Consider the following 13,963-nt stretch of genomic DNA (forward strand, 5'->3'; position numbering starts at 1 on the left):
TAGCTTCAGTTCTTAATAAGCACGTGCAAATACGACAGTATGCTTGGCATCATCGCCGCACACAAGACATGTTTTCTTTTGCGTTGCAGGCTCGAAAGGAATATTGCGGCTAGTTGCGCCTGTTTCTTCTTTTACCTGCTTCTCGCATGCGGCGGAACCGCACCAGCCAGCTTCTACGAAGCCGCGCTGCTCCTCAAGGAAGCTCTTCATTTCATCGAGCTTCTCAACCGAACGCGAGTTGTCGCTGCGGAATTGCTTCGCACGGTTGTACATTTCTTGATGCGTTTCTTCCAGGAATGCTTCTACTTCAGCGATGAGATTCGCTTGCTGCACAATGCGCTTCTCGCCTGTGATACGGGATACGAGCACAACTTGTCCGTTTTCCATATCACGCGGTCCGAGCTCTAGACGCAGCGGTACGCCGCGCATTTCGTATTCGTTAAATTTCCAGCCTGGGCTGACGTCTGCGCGATCGTCCACACGTACCCGTATTCCGGCTTTTTTGAGCTCAGCATAAAGCTCGTCAACGCGGCCGACAACCTGCTCGCGCATTTTCGCCGGACCAATAGGAATCATAATAACTTGGGTTGGTGCCACCTTCGGAGGCAGTGCCAGACCGCGGTCATCGCCATGGACCATAACTAGTGCGCCGATTAACCTTGTGCTTACGCCCCAAGAAGTCGTATGCGCGAACTGCAATGTATTCTCACGATCAAGAAATTTAATGTCGAAAGCAACCGCAAACTTAGTGCCGAGGTAATGGGAGGTACCAGCTTGTACGGCCTTTCCGTCCTTCATCATCGCCTCGATGGAATACGTATCAACCGCACCCGCGAAGCGCTCCGAAGGCGTTTTCTCGCCTTTAATAACCGGAATAGCGAGAAACTCCTCTACAAACTGCGTGTAAACATCGAGCATCTGCATCGTCTCTTGACGCGCTTCCTCTTCCGTCTCATGTGCTGTATGTCCTTCCTGCCACAAAAATTCGCTCGTCCGCAGGAAAGGCATCGTCCGCTTCTCCCAACGCACCACGTTGGCCCATTGGTTAATGAGCAAAGGAAGATCACGATACGATTGAATCCATTTCGAATACATATGGCCAAACATCGTTTCCGATGTAGGACGAATAGCGAGACGTTCTTCGAGCTTCTCGCCTGCTGCTTCCGTTACCCATGGCAGCTCAGGATTAAAGCCTTCAACATGCTCCTTTTCTTTCTGAAAGAAGCTTTCGGGGATAAATATTGGGAAATATGCATTGCGATGACCGGTTTCCTTGAAGCGCCGGTCCAGATCGCGCTGAATATTTTCCCAAAGCTCATAGCCTTCCGGACGGAACACGATACAGCCCCGTACCGGTGAGTAATCCATAAGCTCCGCTTTTTTAATTACATCTAAATACCATCTGGAGAAATCTTCGCCTTGTGGCGTAATTTCTGTGACAAACTGTTTATCCTTAGACATGAGCGACGAATTACTCCCCTCTAACCAATCGTAAAATATCATTATAAGTAACTACTAGCATCAGCAGCATGATGAGCGCAAAGCCAACGAAATGCACCATGCTTTCCCGGTTTGGATCAATAGGACGACGGCGAATCGCTTCAATTCCCAGGAATATGAGACGACTGCCATCTAGCGCCGGAATCGGCAGCAAGTTGAATATTCCTAAATACAAGCTTAGCAAAGCCGTCCACGATGTAAGCTGCGCAATGCCTTTCTGCGCAATTTGACTTGTTACCTCAGCGGTCCGTACAGGTCCTCCCAGATCATCAAGCTTGAACTCTCCAAAAAGAAGCTTTTTGAATCCTTCAAAAATGCTTATCGTCATAAACTTCATCAGCTTGCCTGCGCCAGTAAATGTTTCTGAAAAGGTAGCGGGCCGTGTCGGCAGTGCCGCGCTAATCCCCACCTTGCCTACCCCTTCCTTGTTCGGTTCAGGGGTGATAACAACCTGCTGGGCTTTGCCGTCTCGAATGATATCCATTCTGATGGGCACATTCGGCGATTTGCCGATAATTGCGATCATTTTATCGAAGTCAGCGCCGATTTTAACGCCGTTGACCGCGTCAATAACATCGCCCTTTTTCAAATCGACTTTATCTGCGGGCATGCCTTCTGAAATTTCATTAACGAGCAGCTTATCCGGCGAATCGACTGGAACACCAGCCATCTGAATGTACGCAGCGAACAAAACGAAGGCGAGCACGAAATTCATAAGTGGTCCCGCAAAAATAGCCATCGCGCGCTGAGCTACCGTTTTGCTGCCGAATTGTCGGTCTATCGGCGCGATCTGTGTTTCCTTGCCTTTTGAAATCATCAACGCCGCAGGATGCACCGAGAAGCTCTCGTTTTCCCCTTCAACGTCCAATGTAACAGCAAGCTTGCGTTCTAAATCAATAGCAACGACTTCACCGCGTATAACGCCGCTGCGCTCATCAAGACGGTCCATATAGAGCCGGGTGATCCGATTGTCCTTCACTCTAACGGCTATCGTTTGCCCTGGCTGTACATCGATAATCTCAGGATCCTCACCAGCCATCCGTACAAATCCACCAGCAGGAATAAGCCTAAGCGTATATCTGGTCTCACCACGTTTTACGGAAAAGAGTTTAGGTCCGAAGCCAATTGCAAATTCCCGAACCAATATGCCCGCGCGTTTTGCGAAATAGTAATGACCCCATTCGTGGATCGTTACGATAACGAAAAAGACGAGTATAGTCAAAAAGACGACTTGAATCATGTGCATTAAGCTGAAGCCTCCTGTTCATTACGGCCTGTACATAGATTATCATTATTCTCCCGTCCGATACAAGAGAACCGGTATTTGACCGATATTATACGGATTCTGCCAGCTGGCGCGCCCAAGCGTCCACTTCTGCGATCATTTGCAAGTCATTGATATCAGATGCTTCGTGTCGACCAACTACTGTCTCCAATATCCGCTCGATGTCAAGAAACGTAATTTCGCCCTTCAAAAAGCGTGCGACGGCAACCTCGTTAGCTGCATTGAATACCGCCGGTGACGATTGACCTTGGCGGCCGCACTCAAAGGCTAGCCTTAGACAAGGATATCTGGCGAAATCCATCTCACGGAAATTCAGCTTGCCGATTTGCGCCAGATTCAGCCTGCCCGTTGGCGTTACGTTGCGCTCCGGATAGGATAAAGCGTATTGAATCGGCACACGCATATCCGGCAGTCCAAGCTGTGCGATTATGCTGTGATCGGTAAACTCGACATATGAATGAATGATGCTTTCCGGATGAATAATGACATCTATTTGATCGTATGTAACATCGAACAGCCATCTTGCCTCGATGACCTCAAGTCCTTTATTGACCATCGTCGCGGAATCAATCGTAATTTTCGCGCCCATTGACCAGTTTGGATGATTGAGCGCTTCAGCAACCGTCACGCCTTCAAGCTGCTCCCTTGTGCGATCGCGAAAAGAACCGCCGGAAGCCGTCAGCGTGATTTGTTTGATCGATTGACGATTTTCACCGTTCAAGCATTGAAATATCGCAGAATGCTCGCTGTCAATCGGCAATATCGATACTCCGCGCTGCCTAGCTCGGTCCATCACGATATGGCCCGCGGTAACGAGCGTTTCTTTGTTTGCTAAGCCAATCGTTTTGCCGGCATCAATAGCCGCTAACGTTGCGGGCAACCCTCTGCTTCCCATAATTGCCGTTACAACGATGTCAGCATCCGTTCCAGCCGCTACTTCGATAAGCCCCTCTTCACCGTAGACCATTCTCGTGCCAGACGGCATGTGAGGACGTGCGGCATCAGCAGCTTCTTTCGTGGCTACGCTTACGAGTGCAGGCTTAAATCGCTTCGCTTGCTCTATAATCAAATCGACATTTGCACCTGCGGACAAACCGACAACCTTATAGCGATCAGGATCGTGAGCTACAATGTCCAATGTCTGTGTTCCGATTGAACCTGTCGAACCCAGTATACTTATTTTTTTCATGCAAAAACCCTCCTGACTTATACGGGCAGCAGCTCGGTCAGCACCAACAGCGGAAATACGATGAGCCAACTGTCGCATCGGTCAAGCACACCGCCATGTCCCGGTAATAACGTGCCTGTATCCTTAATGTCTCTCACTCGCTTGTAAGCTGACTGTATCAGATCTCCGAATTGACCGGCAACTGCAGCAATTAATCCAATCAGCAAGGCTTTTGGCAAAGCAACAAAGTCCGGAATCGATAAAGCGAAAACGGCGGATACGATTAAGGAAAGAAGCACGCCCCCCAAGGCGCCTTCAACCGTTTTGTTCGGGCTAATCGACGGCCAGAGCTTCGTTTTCCCGATAGCCCGTCCCGTAAAATAAGCACCTATATCCGATGCCCAAATGCACCCAAAGGACAAAAACGTCCATAATAAACCGTAATGCTCGATTTGACGCACTTCAGCCATGGCTGCAAAGCCATAACCTACATATAAAGCGCCTAGCAACATAAGTGCGGCGCCATCAATCGTCGTTCTATTTTTTGTAATAACGGTTAGTGCGAGCAGTAAGAAGGCAAGCATCCAAACGATCGTCAGCACTGATGGAACCGTAATCCCCCATGCTGACCATGGAAGCACGAACAGTAGCACGCCCGCGTATCCGAGCAATGAAGACGGATGCGACCATGCTACACCATTCATGCGCGCATATTCTGTAAAGCCGATAACCGCAAGTAATATGAGGAGACAAGTATATAGCCATCCGCCTACTACCGTTAGTCCGATGAACCCTGCACCTGCTACAACTCCGGTAATAATTCGTTGTCTCAAAGAGAAGTCACACTCCGATGCTTGAAGCTACAATCCACCATATCGACGTGCACGGCGTTGATATTCCAAAATCGCCTCTTGAAAATGCGCTTCCGTAAATTCCGGCCAATACACATCGGTAAACCACAATTCACTGTATGCAAGCTGCCACATCATAAAATTGCTTAGCCGCAATTCTCCGCTTGTACGAATAAGCAAGTCCGGATCGGGCAATCCGCTCGTAAGCAATCGATCGGCCATCACTTTATCGTCAATATCATCTATGGCCAAATGTCCATTTTGAACATCTGCTGCTATATTTTTCACAGCTTCAAGCATTTCCTTACGGCTTCCGTAATTTAAAGCAAAATTCAAAACAAGTCCTGTATTATTGGCGGTCTTGACGATTGCTTCTTCAACAGCGCTTATCGTAAATGACGGCAAATCCTCTTTATGCCCCATCATACGAACCTGCACATTGTTAGCAATCAGCTCTTCCAATTCAATTTCAAGAAATTGCTGCGGCAGCTTCATGAGAAAATCCACTTCAGCTTTCGGTCTCTTCCAGTTTTCCGTTGAAAACGCATATAACGTCAAATATTTGACGCCTAACCGATCTGCTGCAATTGTAATGCGTTTGACCGCTTTCATGCCGGAATGATGACCTGCCATTCGTGGCAATCCACGATCCTTAGCCCAGCGACCGTTCCCGTCCATTATAATCGCAACATGCTCAGGCACATTTTCTAAGGCCACAGAATCAGTCGGCTGTAAGGACGATTTGCCTAGTTTGGCCCAAAGTCGCTCGATCATCTTACTTCCTCCCAACCGAAATCAAAACCAAACCCCACCTATCGGAGGGGCTCAGAGTATCATTATACTTCCATAATTTCTTTTTCTTTGGCAACTAGCACTTTGTCTACTTCGGCAATAAATTTATCCGTTACTTTCTGAATGTCCTCTTGATGTCCACGCGATTCGTCTTCAGAAATCGTCGTTTTCTCAAGCTTCTTTATGCCATCGTTAGCGTCACGGCGAATATTGCGAATCGCTACCTTCGCTTCTTCACCAAACTTTTTCGAAGTTTTCACAAGCTCAGCACGACGCTCTTCCGTAAGCGGCGGAATAGAAATACGAATTGCTACACCATCGTTGGAAGGCGTTAGACCAAGATCCGATTTCATAATCGCTTTCTCGATTGCCGACATAGACGATTTGTCCCACGGTTGAATAAACAACGTGCGCGAGTCAGGAGTATTTATGTTAGCCAATTGATTGACAGGTGTCATAGCTCCGTAATATTCCACTTGAATACGGTCCAGCAAAGAAGGGTTTGCTTTACCGGCGCGTAAGGAAGATAAATCACGTTTTAGCGCCGAGATCGCTTTATCCATACGTTCTTCTGCATTTTTCTTTAAATCTTGTGGCATTATTTCGCACTTCCTCTCACAATCGTTCCGATTTCCTCACCCAGTACGACGCGTTTAATATTCCCTTTCTCCGTAATTGCAAATACGATAAGCGGAATATTATTGTCCATACATAGTGAGGCAGCTGTTGAATCCATTACACCTAGATTACGGTTCAGCATATCGAGGTATGTAAGTTCCTTAAATTTCTCAGCCGTATTATCCTTAAATGGATCTGCGGAATATACGCCATCCACTTTGTTTTTCGCCATTAGAATAACTTCTGCTTCGATCTCAGCCGCACGCAGCGCTGCTGTCGTATCCGTTGAGAAGAACGGATTCCCTGTACCTGCAGCAAAAATAACGACGCGACCTTTCTCTAAATGGCGAATCGCACGGCGTCTGATGTAAGGCTCAGCAATTTGCTGCATAGCGATCGACGTTTGTACGCGGGTTGGTACATCAGCTTGTTCCAGTGCATCTTGAAGTGCGAGTGCGTTCATAAGAGTAGCCAACATTCCCATATAATCGGCTGTTGCACGGTCGATCCCTTTTGCAGTGCCGGCAATACCGCGCCAAATGTTGCCGCCGCCGACGACAATTGCTACTTCAATGCCAAGTGCAACGACTTCCTTCACCTGATCAGCTATCGAAGCAATGACCGAAGCTTCAATGCCATACCCTTCAGTTCCAGACAATGCTTCACCGCTAACTTTCAGTACGATACGTTTATAAACAGGTTGCTCCACGTTAATACCCCCATCAAGTACCTCTTTAAAAGAGGTTCTTCAAATATGTTCTATTCACACAAGCAGGCGGGGCGGACGCCCCGCCCCGCCTGTGCGTTCGGATTAATGTTTAACTTGAGCCATTACTTCTTCAACGAAATTGTCAACTTTTTTCTCTAGGCCTTCACCAAGCTCATAACGAACGAAGCGGCGGATAGAGATGTTTTCGCCGATTTTGCTAATTTTTTCATTAAGCAAAGTAGCGATTGTTTTGTCTGGATCTTTGATGAAGGATTGCTCAAGAAGACAGAACTCTTCGTAGTATTTCGAAATACGTCCTTCAACCATTTTCTCAACGATTTTTTCTGGTTTACCTTCGTTTAGCGCTTGAGCTTTCAAAATTTCACGTTCTTTTTCAAGCTCTTCAGAAGAAACATCCTCACGACGAACAAATTTCGGATTAGCTGCTGCGATTTGCATAGCAACGTCTCTTGCGAAATCACGGAATTGATCTGTTTTCGCAACGAAATCTGTTTCGCAGTTAACTTCAACGATAACGCCGATACGGCCGCCAGCGTGGATGTACGATTCAACTACGCCTTCAGTTGCAATACGGCCTGCTTTGTTTGCTGCAGCCGCCAAACCTTTTTCACGAAGAAACGCGATCGCTTTATCGATGTCATTGTTTGTTTCGTCCAAAGCTTTCTTGCAATCGAGCATACCTGCTCCAGTTCTTTCCCGTAGTTCTTTTACAGCGCTAGCACTAACTGCCATTATAAGCCCTCCTATAAGTTTTACGAAGTCATATAGCTCCGTAATTGTAAATTATTGACATCCGTGATTTACATTCGAAAAAAGGGCAGTGAGAGGTTTATCACCATCTGACCACCCTTTGTTGTTTAACTAAAGCCTCTAATTAAGCCGTTGTTTGTTCGCCTTGGTTAGCTTCAACGATTGCATCAGCCATTTTCGACGTCAACAACTTAACGGCACGAATTGCATCATCGTTACCTGGGATTACGTAGTCGATTTCGTCTGGATCACAGTTCGTATCAACGATACCAACGATTGGGATACCAAGTTTGCGAGCTTCAGCAACAGCGATACGCTCTTTGCGTGGGTCAATGATGAACAACGCGCTTGGCAAACCTTTCATTCCTTTAATACCGCCAAGGAATTTTTCCAAACGGTCTTTTTCTTTACGAAGAATGATAACTTCTTTCTTCGGAAGAACTTCAAAAGTGCCGTCCTCTTCCCATTTCTCAAGCTGTTTCAAACGATCGATACGTTTTTGAATCGTTTGGAAGTTAGTCAAAGTTCCGCCAAGCCAACGTTGGTTGATGTAGAAGTTGCCGCAACGCTCTGCTTCTTCTTTCACGGAATCTTGTGCTTGTTTTTTCGTACCTACGAACAGCATAGTGCCGCCGTCTGCAGCGATCGATTTAACAAAGTTGTACGCTTCGTCAACTTTTTTAACCGTTTTTTGCAAATCAATAATGTAAATCCCGTTTCTTTCAGTGAAGATATAACGATCCATCTTCGGGTTCCAACGACGAGTCTGATGACCGAAGTGTACCCCAGCTTCTAGTAGCTGTTTCATGGAAATAACCGCCATTTCTTCAACACCTCCTGTAATGGTTTTTTAGTGCTCCTCCGCTAGTCGCATCTTTCGCCAAAACTTCCGCCGGGCGGAAGCACCGTTTGACAAAATTGACCTGCGTGCGTTTTTAACACCGTGAATTAATATACCATAAATAACTAGCACGCGCAACAGACGTTTTTTCGAAAAGAAAGGTTAGCTTGCTTAATTGCTTATATCAATCGCACCCGCTTGTTCTTCCGTTATCGGCTGTCCCGTAACGACGGTAATGGCTTCATCCACCGTTATATTTTCTTGAAACAAAAAATAACCGGCGCGGACCAGCTTTTTCGACTTGTTCATCTGACTGATGAAAGCTGCTTGATCATGGATAATATTTTGTGCAGCCAGCAGCTCTGCCGTTTTGGCTAACCCAGAACCCGCTTCGATACGGATGACATGCACAGCTGCGGCCTTCTCCTTGACAAGCTCGGCTTCTTGTGCGGCTTCTTTAAGATATGCCCCGCTTGACTCCTTCTTGACCGGCTCAGCTGCGGCTGCAGGCTGCTCTTTCAGTTTCTCTGCCTCCAGTAACGCATCGACTTCTGCCCGCGTATACAGCCTCTCAGCCGTATCTTTGCCAAGTTGGCCTAGTTTTTGTCTGCTCTGCTCGCCAGAGAGCATGAGCTGGAAAAGCAAGGCCCCAAGAATGATGCCAGCGCCGAGGCCGATCATAAATGCCCGGTTTTTAAGCATGGACAGCCGCCTCCTGCTTTGCGAGCTGAATAATAAGCTGTACCTCGCCCATATTCATTCCAAGCTTTTTGGAAATCATTTCAACGGATTTGCCTTGCTCATATAACATGAAAAGCTCCGAATATCGGGCATGGATACTATTCATCATCGGAGGCTCCTCAATTATTGGCTCTTGCTGCTGCGCATGCTTTGCTTCATGCTTAGTCGTATCGATAGCTGCGGTTTGGGGAGTAGAAACACTCTGGAGTGCCAAAGAGGCAGAATTGGACAGCGTCAATTGCAGCTGTTCTGTAAGCAGTTCGCATTTTTTCTCCAGCTGAGCAATTCTTTGCTCTTTGCGCTCAGCATCAGATTTTGTCTCCTGCTGCGCTTTTCTAACTAAGAGAACGAGCTCTTCATTATCTTTCTCCATGTTTTCCATAAACTGCTCTAATGCCGTCTCCATATTTTGTATAGTTTGCGGCGGAAATGCTTTATCCTGCTTTTTCCGAGGCATTACAAAGGCGCCAACAATGACAACCGCTCCGAATAATACAATATATTGCAAATATGGCTGCATCGTTCATAGCCTGCCTTTCTAATATTCGCCTTTTATTTTTTTACAGCTTTATATCTAACTTATGCCCTTTAAACGGATGAGCCGGAGACTGCTCATGCTCACTATCCGCATTCTCTAAATCTGTACGCTTCTGCCTTGGCTTCTGATAAGCATTCCCCTGCTGCCCATCATGCTCGCTGCGTACATGAAGCCCGTTCGTTTGCTCTATTGCGATATTTTTCCCTCTAGCAAGCTCGGTTTGTTTCGATGCTTGAGCTGCTAGCATATTTTGATCCATCACGGGCTTATGAATAGCTTGTCCTTGCATGCCGCTGAATTCTTGTGTGCGAGGTACGGACATCTGCAAATCAATGGATTTGAACGACAAATCAGCTCACCTCTTTGCGCTATTCATTTGTGCTGTTTATTTGGTATACGGAAGTAAAACGATATCTCCTTCAGAATACCGGAAGGATACACGCTGCGAAGGATCCTTCACAAATTTGGTATATCTGCCTATCACGATTTTCGTGCCGCCATAAACGATATTGCTAACGTCGATCTTCGAGCGGTCAGTATCCTCAAGCGATTTCTCAATATTAAGAATTCTGTCTTTAGTATGGTCGTTTTCCAGGAGCGTTTGGCGCTTCGTAGCCGTTAGTTTAATGCGCAATGCCAACTTTTCCGGAGACAACTGGCCTGTAGCTGCCAATTGATCCAAAATAGCTAGAGCCTTATTTGTTTTGTCCAAACTTTCCATATTATGTCTAAGTCTAGTTCTCAACTCGAGCATCTCTATACGGTATTCAGGCTTTACACCTACCTCAATCGTCGTTGCCGTGGACATGGAGTTACCAACCGTTCGGGCGCTGACAAAATCGCCAGCCTGTACGAGCCCGCCAACGATTAATCCTTTGGCGCCGGAGCAAATGACATTTTTACCTGCTCTTACATGCGAATGCATGATACTTTGCGAAACGAGCACCTCTTCACCGGCCATTACATTGCCTTCTTGAATAAATGTGCTTCGCACGTTACGCCCTGCTTTTACAAAGCCCTTATTGCTCCCCAGGATGCCGCCCGTAATTTCAACGGAGCCCTCTGACTCGATTTCTGCCCCTTCGACACCGCCAATTACCCGGATGTCGCCGGATGCTTTAATCCGGAAACCGCTGAGCACGTTGCCTCTAATGACTACCGTTCCTACAAAATCAATGTTTCCGACGCTGTAATCGACGTCGCCGTTCACTTCATACACAGGAAAAACATTGATTTTCTCTTTATCCGTAAGTGAAATAAGACCGTCAATGGCGGAGTACATCGCTGTCTGGCCATCATTAAGCACGACATTTTTGCCAACCTTAAATCTAACCTGCTTGCCAAGCTTGGCCGGAATTTCCTCTCCCGTCACAGTTTTACCGAACGGTCCCGGCTGAGGATCGAAACGTTCTGCAATCAATTGACCGCGCTTGACGTTTTTGAGCTGCACGACCTCTTTAAAGTCGACCTTTCCATCCTCAAGCTCAGCAGGGGCGCTATTACCAGATTCCATATCATATACAGGCTTGATGAAGCCGTCCTTGCCTGGTACGGGAGACTCACCTTGTGCAACTAGCGTCTGTTCCTTATAATATGCCAGAGGATTAGCAGCGATTTGATTCAGAACATCAGTAAGCAGGCCGTGAACGACCCCCTTGCTGCGCACGAAACGCTCCAGCTCATCGACCTTACATTCAAATTCATCTGAAATTCGGATAAATGTTAAAAATGCAGCCAACTTATCAGCTGATATCTGAATGCTCAGGTATGATTCTAATTGTAGGTTATTCACCTTACTGCCCTCCTTTCTAATGCTGCATGAGTTGATCTTTATGCTTAGCCAAAGCTCCCCTCAGCCGCAAAATAGCTTTCGAGTGGAGCTGGGAAATTCTCGATGGTGATAGTGTCATTACTTCAGCAATTTCACTTAATGATAATTCCTCATAGTAAAACAGTGAAACGACTGTGCGTTCCTTTTCTGTAAGCCGTTCAATACCTTTAACTAATGATTCCTTTAAATAAAACTCATGTACCTTATGATCCGGGTTTTTTGCTTTATCATCTACCAGCAATGACATTCTCGTCTCCGATTCCTCTTCCCTAATCGGATCTTCCAAGGAGCATACGGTTGTGACCGCAATATCTTGGAGTATGTTCGTAAATTCTTTCTCAGACACTTCAAGGTAACGGCTAATTTCAGCATCAGTTACAGAGCGCAAATATTGTTGCTCCAAATGCTGATATGCCTCTTCCACTCTTTTCGCTTTCTCCCGGACGGAACGCGGAACCCAGTCCCCCTGCCGTAATCCATCAATAATTGAACCGCGAATGCGCCACGATGCATAGGTTTCGAATTGCAAGCCGCGTCCGTAATCAAATTTCTCGATTGCATCAATAAGACCCATAACGCCATTGCTGGAAAGATCGTCCTTCATAACGTTTTTCGGAAGTCCGATCGCCATTCGATTCGTTACATAATCAACTAGCGGCAAATATTGCTCAATAAGCCTCTTCTTAGCTTCCAAATCGCCCTGTTCTCTCCATGCTTGCCACATCTGCAAGTTTGTCAAATGAGGGGTTTTCTGCTCGATCATTGACTCACTCTCCTGTCAGGTGACGAATGGCTTTTACCAATTCTTCCGGCTGCGTATTTTTTGTAGATAATAATTGTGGAGGATTTAACGGTCGAAAGCCGGCTGTTTCATTAGATAAAGCATCAGCGGATGGCGCTGACCCGCCATCCTGCAGCTGCGATTTTAGCATTTGGTTAATATCCATCGACTCGTCAGGAGTTTGCAAATCCAGCTGAATCCCTTTACCCTCATCGACTTCGGTCTGCTCGCCCACAAGAGAAGGGGGCTGAAGAATGTATGCCAATATTGCCCGTACTCCATACGCCAGAACAAAAAAAGCGATGAAAGCATACATACTTCTAAGCAGCATAACAGTAACCGGATTGTTTCCGATCGAGAAAGCTACCGTAAGCACGGTGCCGAAAATACCAAATACGACATTCCATCGCCATGTTCCCAGCATATCAAATCTCCTTTGTTCCAAACTGTACGCTTCTGATGGACAGCATTCCGCTCGAACTGTCAAATTCAATCGTCCGCCCAAAGCTTCCTCCCGTATCCTGAGAAATAACCGGGATATTCAATCTTCGCAGCATCTCCGTGCATGACTCTACGTTACGGGGACCAATTCTTAAGGAATCAGTGTGGCCCGACATAGCAAACATTTGAGCACCGCCAGCCATCTTTGCTTTCATTCGCTCGACATATGCGCCGGCTGCGATCATCCGATCAAGCAATTCGGGGATAGCCGTATCGGCATATTTGGCCAAATTCATTTTGGTCTCTCGGGCAATATCTGATGATGGCAGCATCACATGTGCCATTCCGGCTATTTTTCGGATGGGGTCATACAAAGTAAGCCCCACACAAGATCCTAAGCCGGTCGTTTTGAGTATTGCTCCATCTGTTGCAATATTTAAATCAGCCATGCCGACTTTGACCAGATTTTGTTGTATCATTCGCTAACGACTCCCAAAGCCCTAAAAATCTTTTCAAACGACTCCGGATCTGGAATAAGGAAGAAGTGTCCTTCAAGCGACTGGCAATCTTCCAAAAATGTCGTTTCGATTAGAAGGGCCGAGTCCCCCATCTCTCCGTACTGCATTAAACCGTAGCTCAGTACGGCTCCTGCCATATCTACTGCTATTGCAGGGACGGATGGGGCCATCGTTAAATGAGTAAAATCAGCTAATGAGGATAAATAAGAGCCTGCCAAAATATTGCCGATCTCGCATAGCGCAGACAGCTCCATTTCGGAGTAACCCTCCTGCTCTGCAATATTCATAGAAAGCAGCTGACGCAAAATTCGTCTGGCAGATGCTTCTTCTATTATAAAAAACATGTTGCCGGGAGCTTCACCCTCTACCCTAAGGAACACCGCCAGCACGATTTGTTCGGAGCCGCCAACCCGTTCCGCAATCTCTTCAAAGGGCAGTAAGCTTACTTTTGGTACAGCCATATCGACTGGTTTGTCTAACAAGCGTGATAGCGCGGTCGCAGCGTTACCTGCCCCGATGTTGCCGACTTCTTTCAATACATCCATCTCAAATGCTTCAAAGCGGCTGAATAGGCTCAC

17 protein-coding genes are annotated in these 13,963 nt (G+C 46.7%); all 17 read right to left on the reverse strand.

All coding sequences use genetic code 11. The features are described from left to right. Positions 1-12: 12 nt before the first annotated feature. The 17 genes from proS to AC0YNZ_RS01025 all read right to left on the reverse strand — a co-directional run bounded on the left by proS (position 13) and on the right by AC0YNZ_RS01025 (position 13,930). Positions 13-1,461, reverse strand: a complete 1,449-nt coding sequence (proS, locus tag AC0YNZ_RS00945) for a proline--tRNA ligase (protein ID WP_475824879.1) — start codon at positions 1,459-1,461, stop codon at positions 13-15. 10 nt (positions 1,462-1,471) lie between these two features. Beyond that, positions 1,472-2,746 (reverse strand): RIP metalloprotease RseP, encoded by a 1,275-nt coding sequence (gene rseP, locus AC0YNZ_RS00950; RefSeq protein ID WP_475824880.1) that lies wholly within the window; start codon positions 2,744-2,746, stop codon positions 1,472-1,474. 88 nt (positions 2,747-2,834) lie between these two features. Next, positions 2,835-3,974, reverse strand: a complete 1,140-nt coding sequence (locus AC0YNZ_RS00955; RefSeq protein WP_475824881.1) for a 1-deoxy-D-xylulose-5-phosphate reductoisomerase — start codon at positions 3,972-3,974, stop codon at positions 2,835-2,837. A 17-nt stretch (positions 3,975-3,991) separates the two neighbouring features. Beyond that, on the reverse strand, positions 3,992-4,786 hold the full coding sequence (locus tag AC0YNZ_RS00960; protein WP_475824882.1) for a phosphatidate cytidylyltransferase: 795 nt from the start codon (positions 4,784-4,786) through the stop codon (positions 3,992-3,994). Between the two features lie 27 nt (positions 4,787-4,813). Then, a complete protein-coding gene (locus tag AC0YNZ_RS00965) occupies positions 4,814-5,578 on the reverse strand; it encodes an isoprenyl transferase (RefSeq protein WP_110768986.1) in 765 nt (254 codons plus the stop codon). A 62-nt stretch (positions 5,579-5,640) separates the two neighbouring features. Further along, positions 5,641-6,195 (reverse strand): ribosome recycling factor, encoded by a 555-nt coding sequence (gene frr, locus AC0YNZ_RS00970; protein WP_056637192.1) that lies wholly within the window; start codon positions 6,193-6,195, stop codon positions 5,641-5,643. Further along, positions 6,195-6,923 carry a UMP kinase gene (gene pyrH / locus AC0YNZ_RS00975; RefSeq protein WP_110768988.1) on the reverse strand — a complete coding sequence of 243 codons (729 nt, stop codon included), beginning with the start codon at positions 6,921-6,923 and terminating at the stop codon, positions 6,195-6,197. Before pyrH ends, frr begins: the two co-directional genes overlap by 1 nt. A 102-nt stretch (positions 6,924-7,025) precedes the next feature. Then, positions 7,026-7,691: a translation elongation factor Ts gene (gene tsf, locus AC0YNZ_RS00980; protein WP_475825471.1), complete on the reverse strand. Its 666-nt coding sequence runs from the start codon at positions 7,689-7,691 to the stop codon at positions 7,026-7,028. 127 nt (positions 7,692-7,818) lie between these two features. Further along, positions 7,819-8,517, reverse strand: coding sequence for a 30S ribosomal protein S2 (rpsB, locus tag AC0YNZ_RS00985; RefSeq protein ID WP_053375748.1), 699 nt, complete (start codon positions 8,515-8,517; stop codon positions 7,819-7,821). A 189-nt stretch (positions 8,518-8,706) separates the two neighbouring features. Beyond that, positions 8,707-9,237 carry a hypothetical protein gene (locus AC0YNZ_RS00990; RefSeq protein ID WP_475824883.1) on the reverse strand — a complete coding sequence of 177 codons (531 nt, stop codon included), beginning with the start codon at positions 9,235-9,237 and terminating at the stop codon, positions 8,707-8,709. Further along, a complete protein-coding gene (locus tag AC0YNZ_RS00995) occupies positions 9,230-9,796 on the reverse strand; it encodes a DUF6115 domain-containing protein (protein WP_475824884.1) in 567 nt (188 codons plus the stop codon). Before AC0YNZ_RS00995 ends, AC0YNZ_RS00990 begins: the two co-directional genes overlap by 8 nt. 40 nt (positions 9,797-9,836) lie before the next feature. Further along, positions 9,837-10,163: a hypothetical protein gene (locus tag AC0YNZ_RS01000; protein ID WP_475824885.1), complete on the reverse strand. Its 327-nt coding sequence runs from the start codon at positions 10,161-10,163 to the stop codon at positions 9,837-9,839. 36 nt (positions 10,164-10,199) lie between these two features. Further along, positions 10,200-11,606 (reverse strand): DUF342 domain-containing protein, encoded by a 1,407-nt coding sequence (locus tag AC0YNZ_RS01005; protein ID WP_475824886.1) that lies wholly within the window; start codon positions 11,604-11,606, stop codon positions 10,200-10,202. Between the two features lie 16 nt (positions 11,607-11,622). Continuing rightward, a complete protein-coding gene (locus AC0YNZ_RS01010; protein WP_475824887.1) occupies positions 11,623-12,408 on the reverse strand; it encodes a FliA/WhiG family RNA polymerase sigma factor in 786 nt (261 codons plus the stop codon). A 4-nt stretch (positions 12,409-12,412) separates the two neighbouring features. After that, positions 12,413-12,850, reverse strand: coding sequence for a hypothetical protein (locus AC0YNZ_RS01015; RefSeq protein ID WP_475824888.1), 438 nt, complete (start codon positions 12,848-12,850; stop codon positions 12,413-12,415). Between the two features lies 1 nt (position 12,851). Further along, positions 12,852-13,346: a chemotaxis protein CheD gene (locus AC0YNZ_RS01020; RefSeq protein WP_475824889.1), complete on the reverse strand. Its 495-nt coding sequence runs from the start codon at positions 13,344-13,346 to the stop codon at positions 12,852-12,854. Beyond that, positions 13,343-13,930 (reverse strand): chemotaxis protein CheC, encoded by a 588-nt coding sequence (locus tag AC0YNZ_RS01025; RefSeq protein WP_475825472.1) that lies wholly within the window; start codon positions 13,928-13,930, stop codon positions 13,343-13,345. The genes AC0YNZ_RS01020 and AC0YNZ_RS01025 overlap by 4 nt, the downstream gene beginning before the upstream one ends. Positions 13,931-13,963: the final 33 nt, after the last annotated feature.

The sequence above is a fragment of the Paenibacillus sp. J2L1-98 genome, from assembly GCF_056269405.1.

Bases quoted from the DNA above. Each gene is read 5' to 3' on its own strand.
- proS (WP_475824879.1), bottom strand. From the start codon at position 1,461: ATGTCTAAGGATAAACAGTTTGTCACAGAAATTACGCCACAAGGCGAA.
- rseP (WP_475824880.1), bottom strand. From the start codon at position 2,746: ATGCACATGATTCAAGTCGTCTTTTTGACTATACTCGTCTTTTTCGTT.
- AC0YNZ_RS00955 (WP_475824881.1), bottom strand. From the start codon at position 3,974: ATGAAAAAAATAAGTATACTGGGTTCGACAGGTTCAATCGGAACACAG.
- AC0YNZ_RS00965 (WP_110768986.1), bottom strand. From the start codon at position 5,578: ATGATCGAGCGACTTTGGGCCAAACTAGGCAAATCGTCCTTACAGCCG.
- frr (WP_056637192.1), bottom strand. From the start codon at position 6,195: ATGCCACAAGATTTAAAGAAAAATGCAGAAGAACGTATGGATAAAGCG.
- rpsB (WP_053375748.1), bottom strand. From the start codon at position 8,517: ATGGCGGTTATTTCCATGAAACAGCTACTAGAAGCTGGGGTACACTTC.
- AC0YNZ_RS00990 (WP_475824883.1), bottom strand. From the start codon at position 9,237: ATGCTTAAAAACCGGGCATTTATGATCGGCCTCGGCGCTGGCATCATT.
- AC0YNZ_RS00995 (WP_475824884.1), bottom strand. From the start codon at position 9,796: ATGCAGCCATATTTGCAATATATTGTATTATTCGGAGCGGTTGTCATT.
- AC0YNZ_RS01010 (WP_475824887.1), bottom strand. From the start codon at position 12,408: ATGATCGAGCAGAAAACCCCTCATTTGACAAACTTGCAGATGTGGCAA.
- AC0YNZ_RS01015 (WP_475824888.1), bottom strand. From the start codon at position 12,850: ATGCTGGGAACATGGCGATGGAATGTCGTATTTGGTATTTTCGGCACC.
- AC0YNZ_RS01020 (WP_475824889.1), bottom strand. From the start codon at position 13,346: ATGATACAACAAAATCTGGTCAAAGTCGGCATGGCTGATTTAAATATT.
- AC0YNZ_RS01025 (WP_475825472.1), bottom strand. From the start codon at position 13,930: ATGGATGTATTGAAAGAAGTCGGCAACATCGGGGCAGGTAACGCTGCG.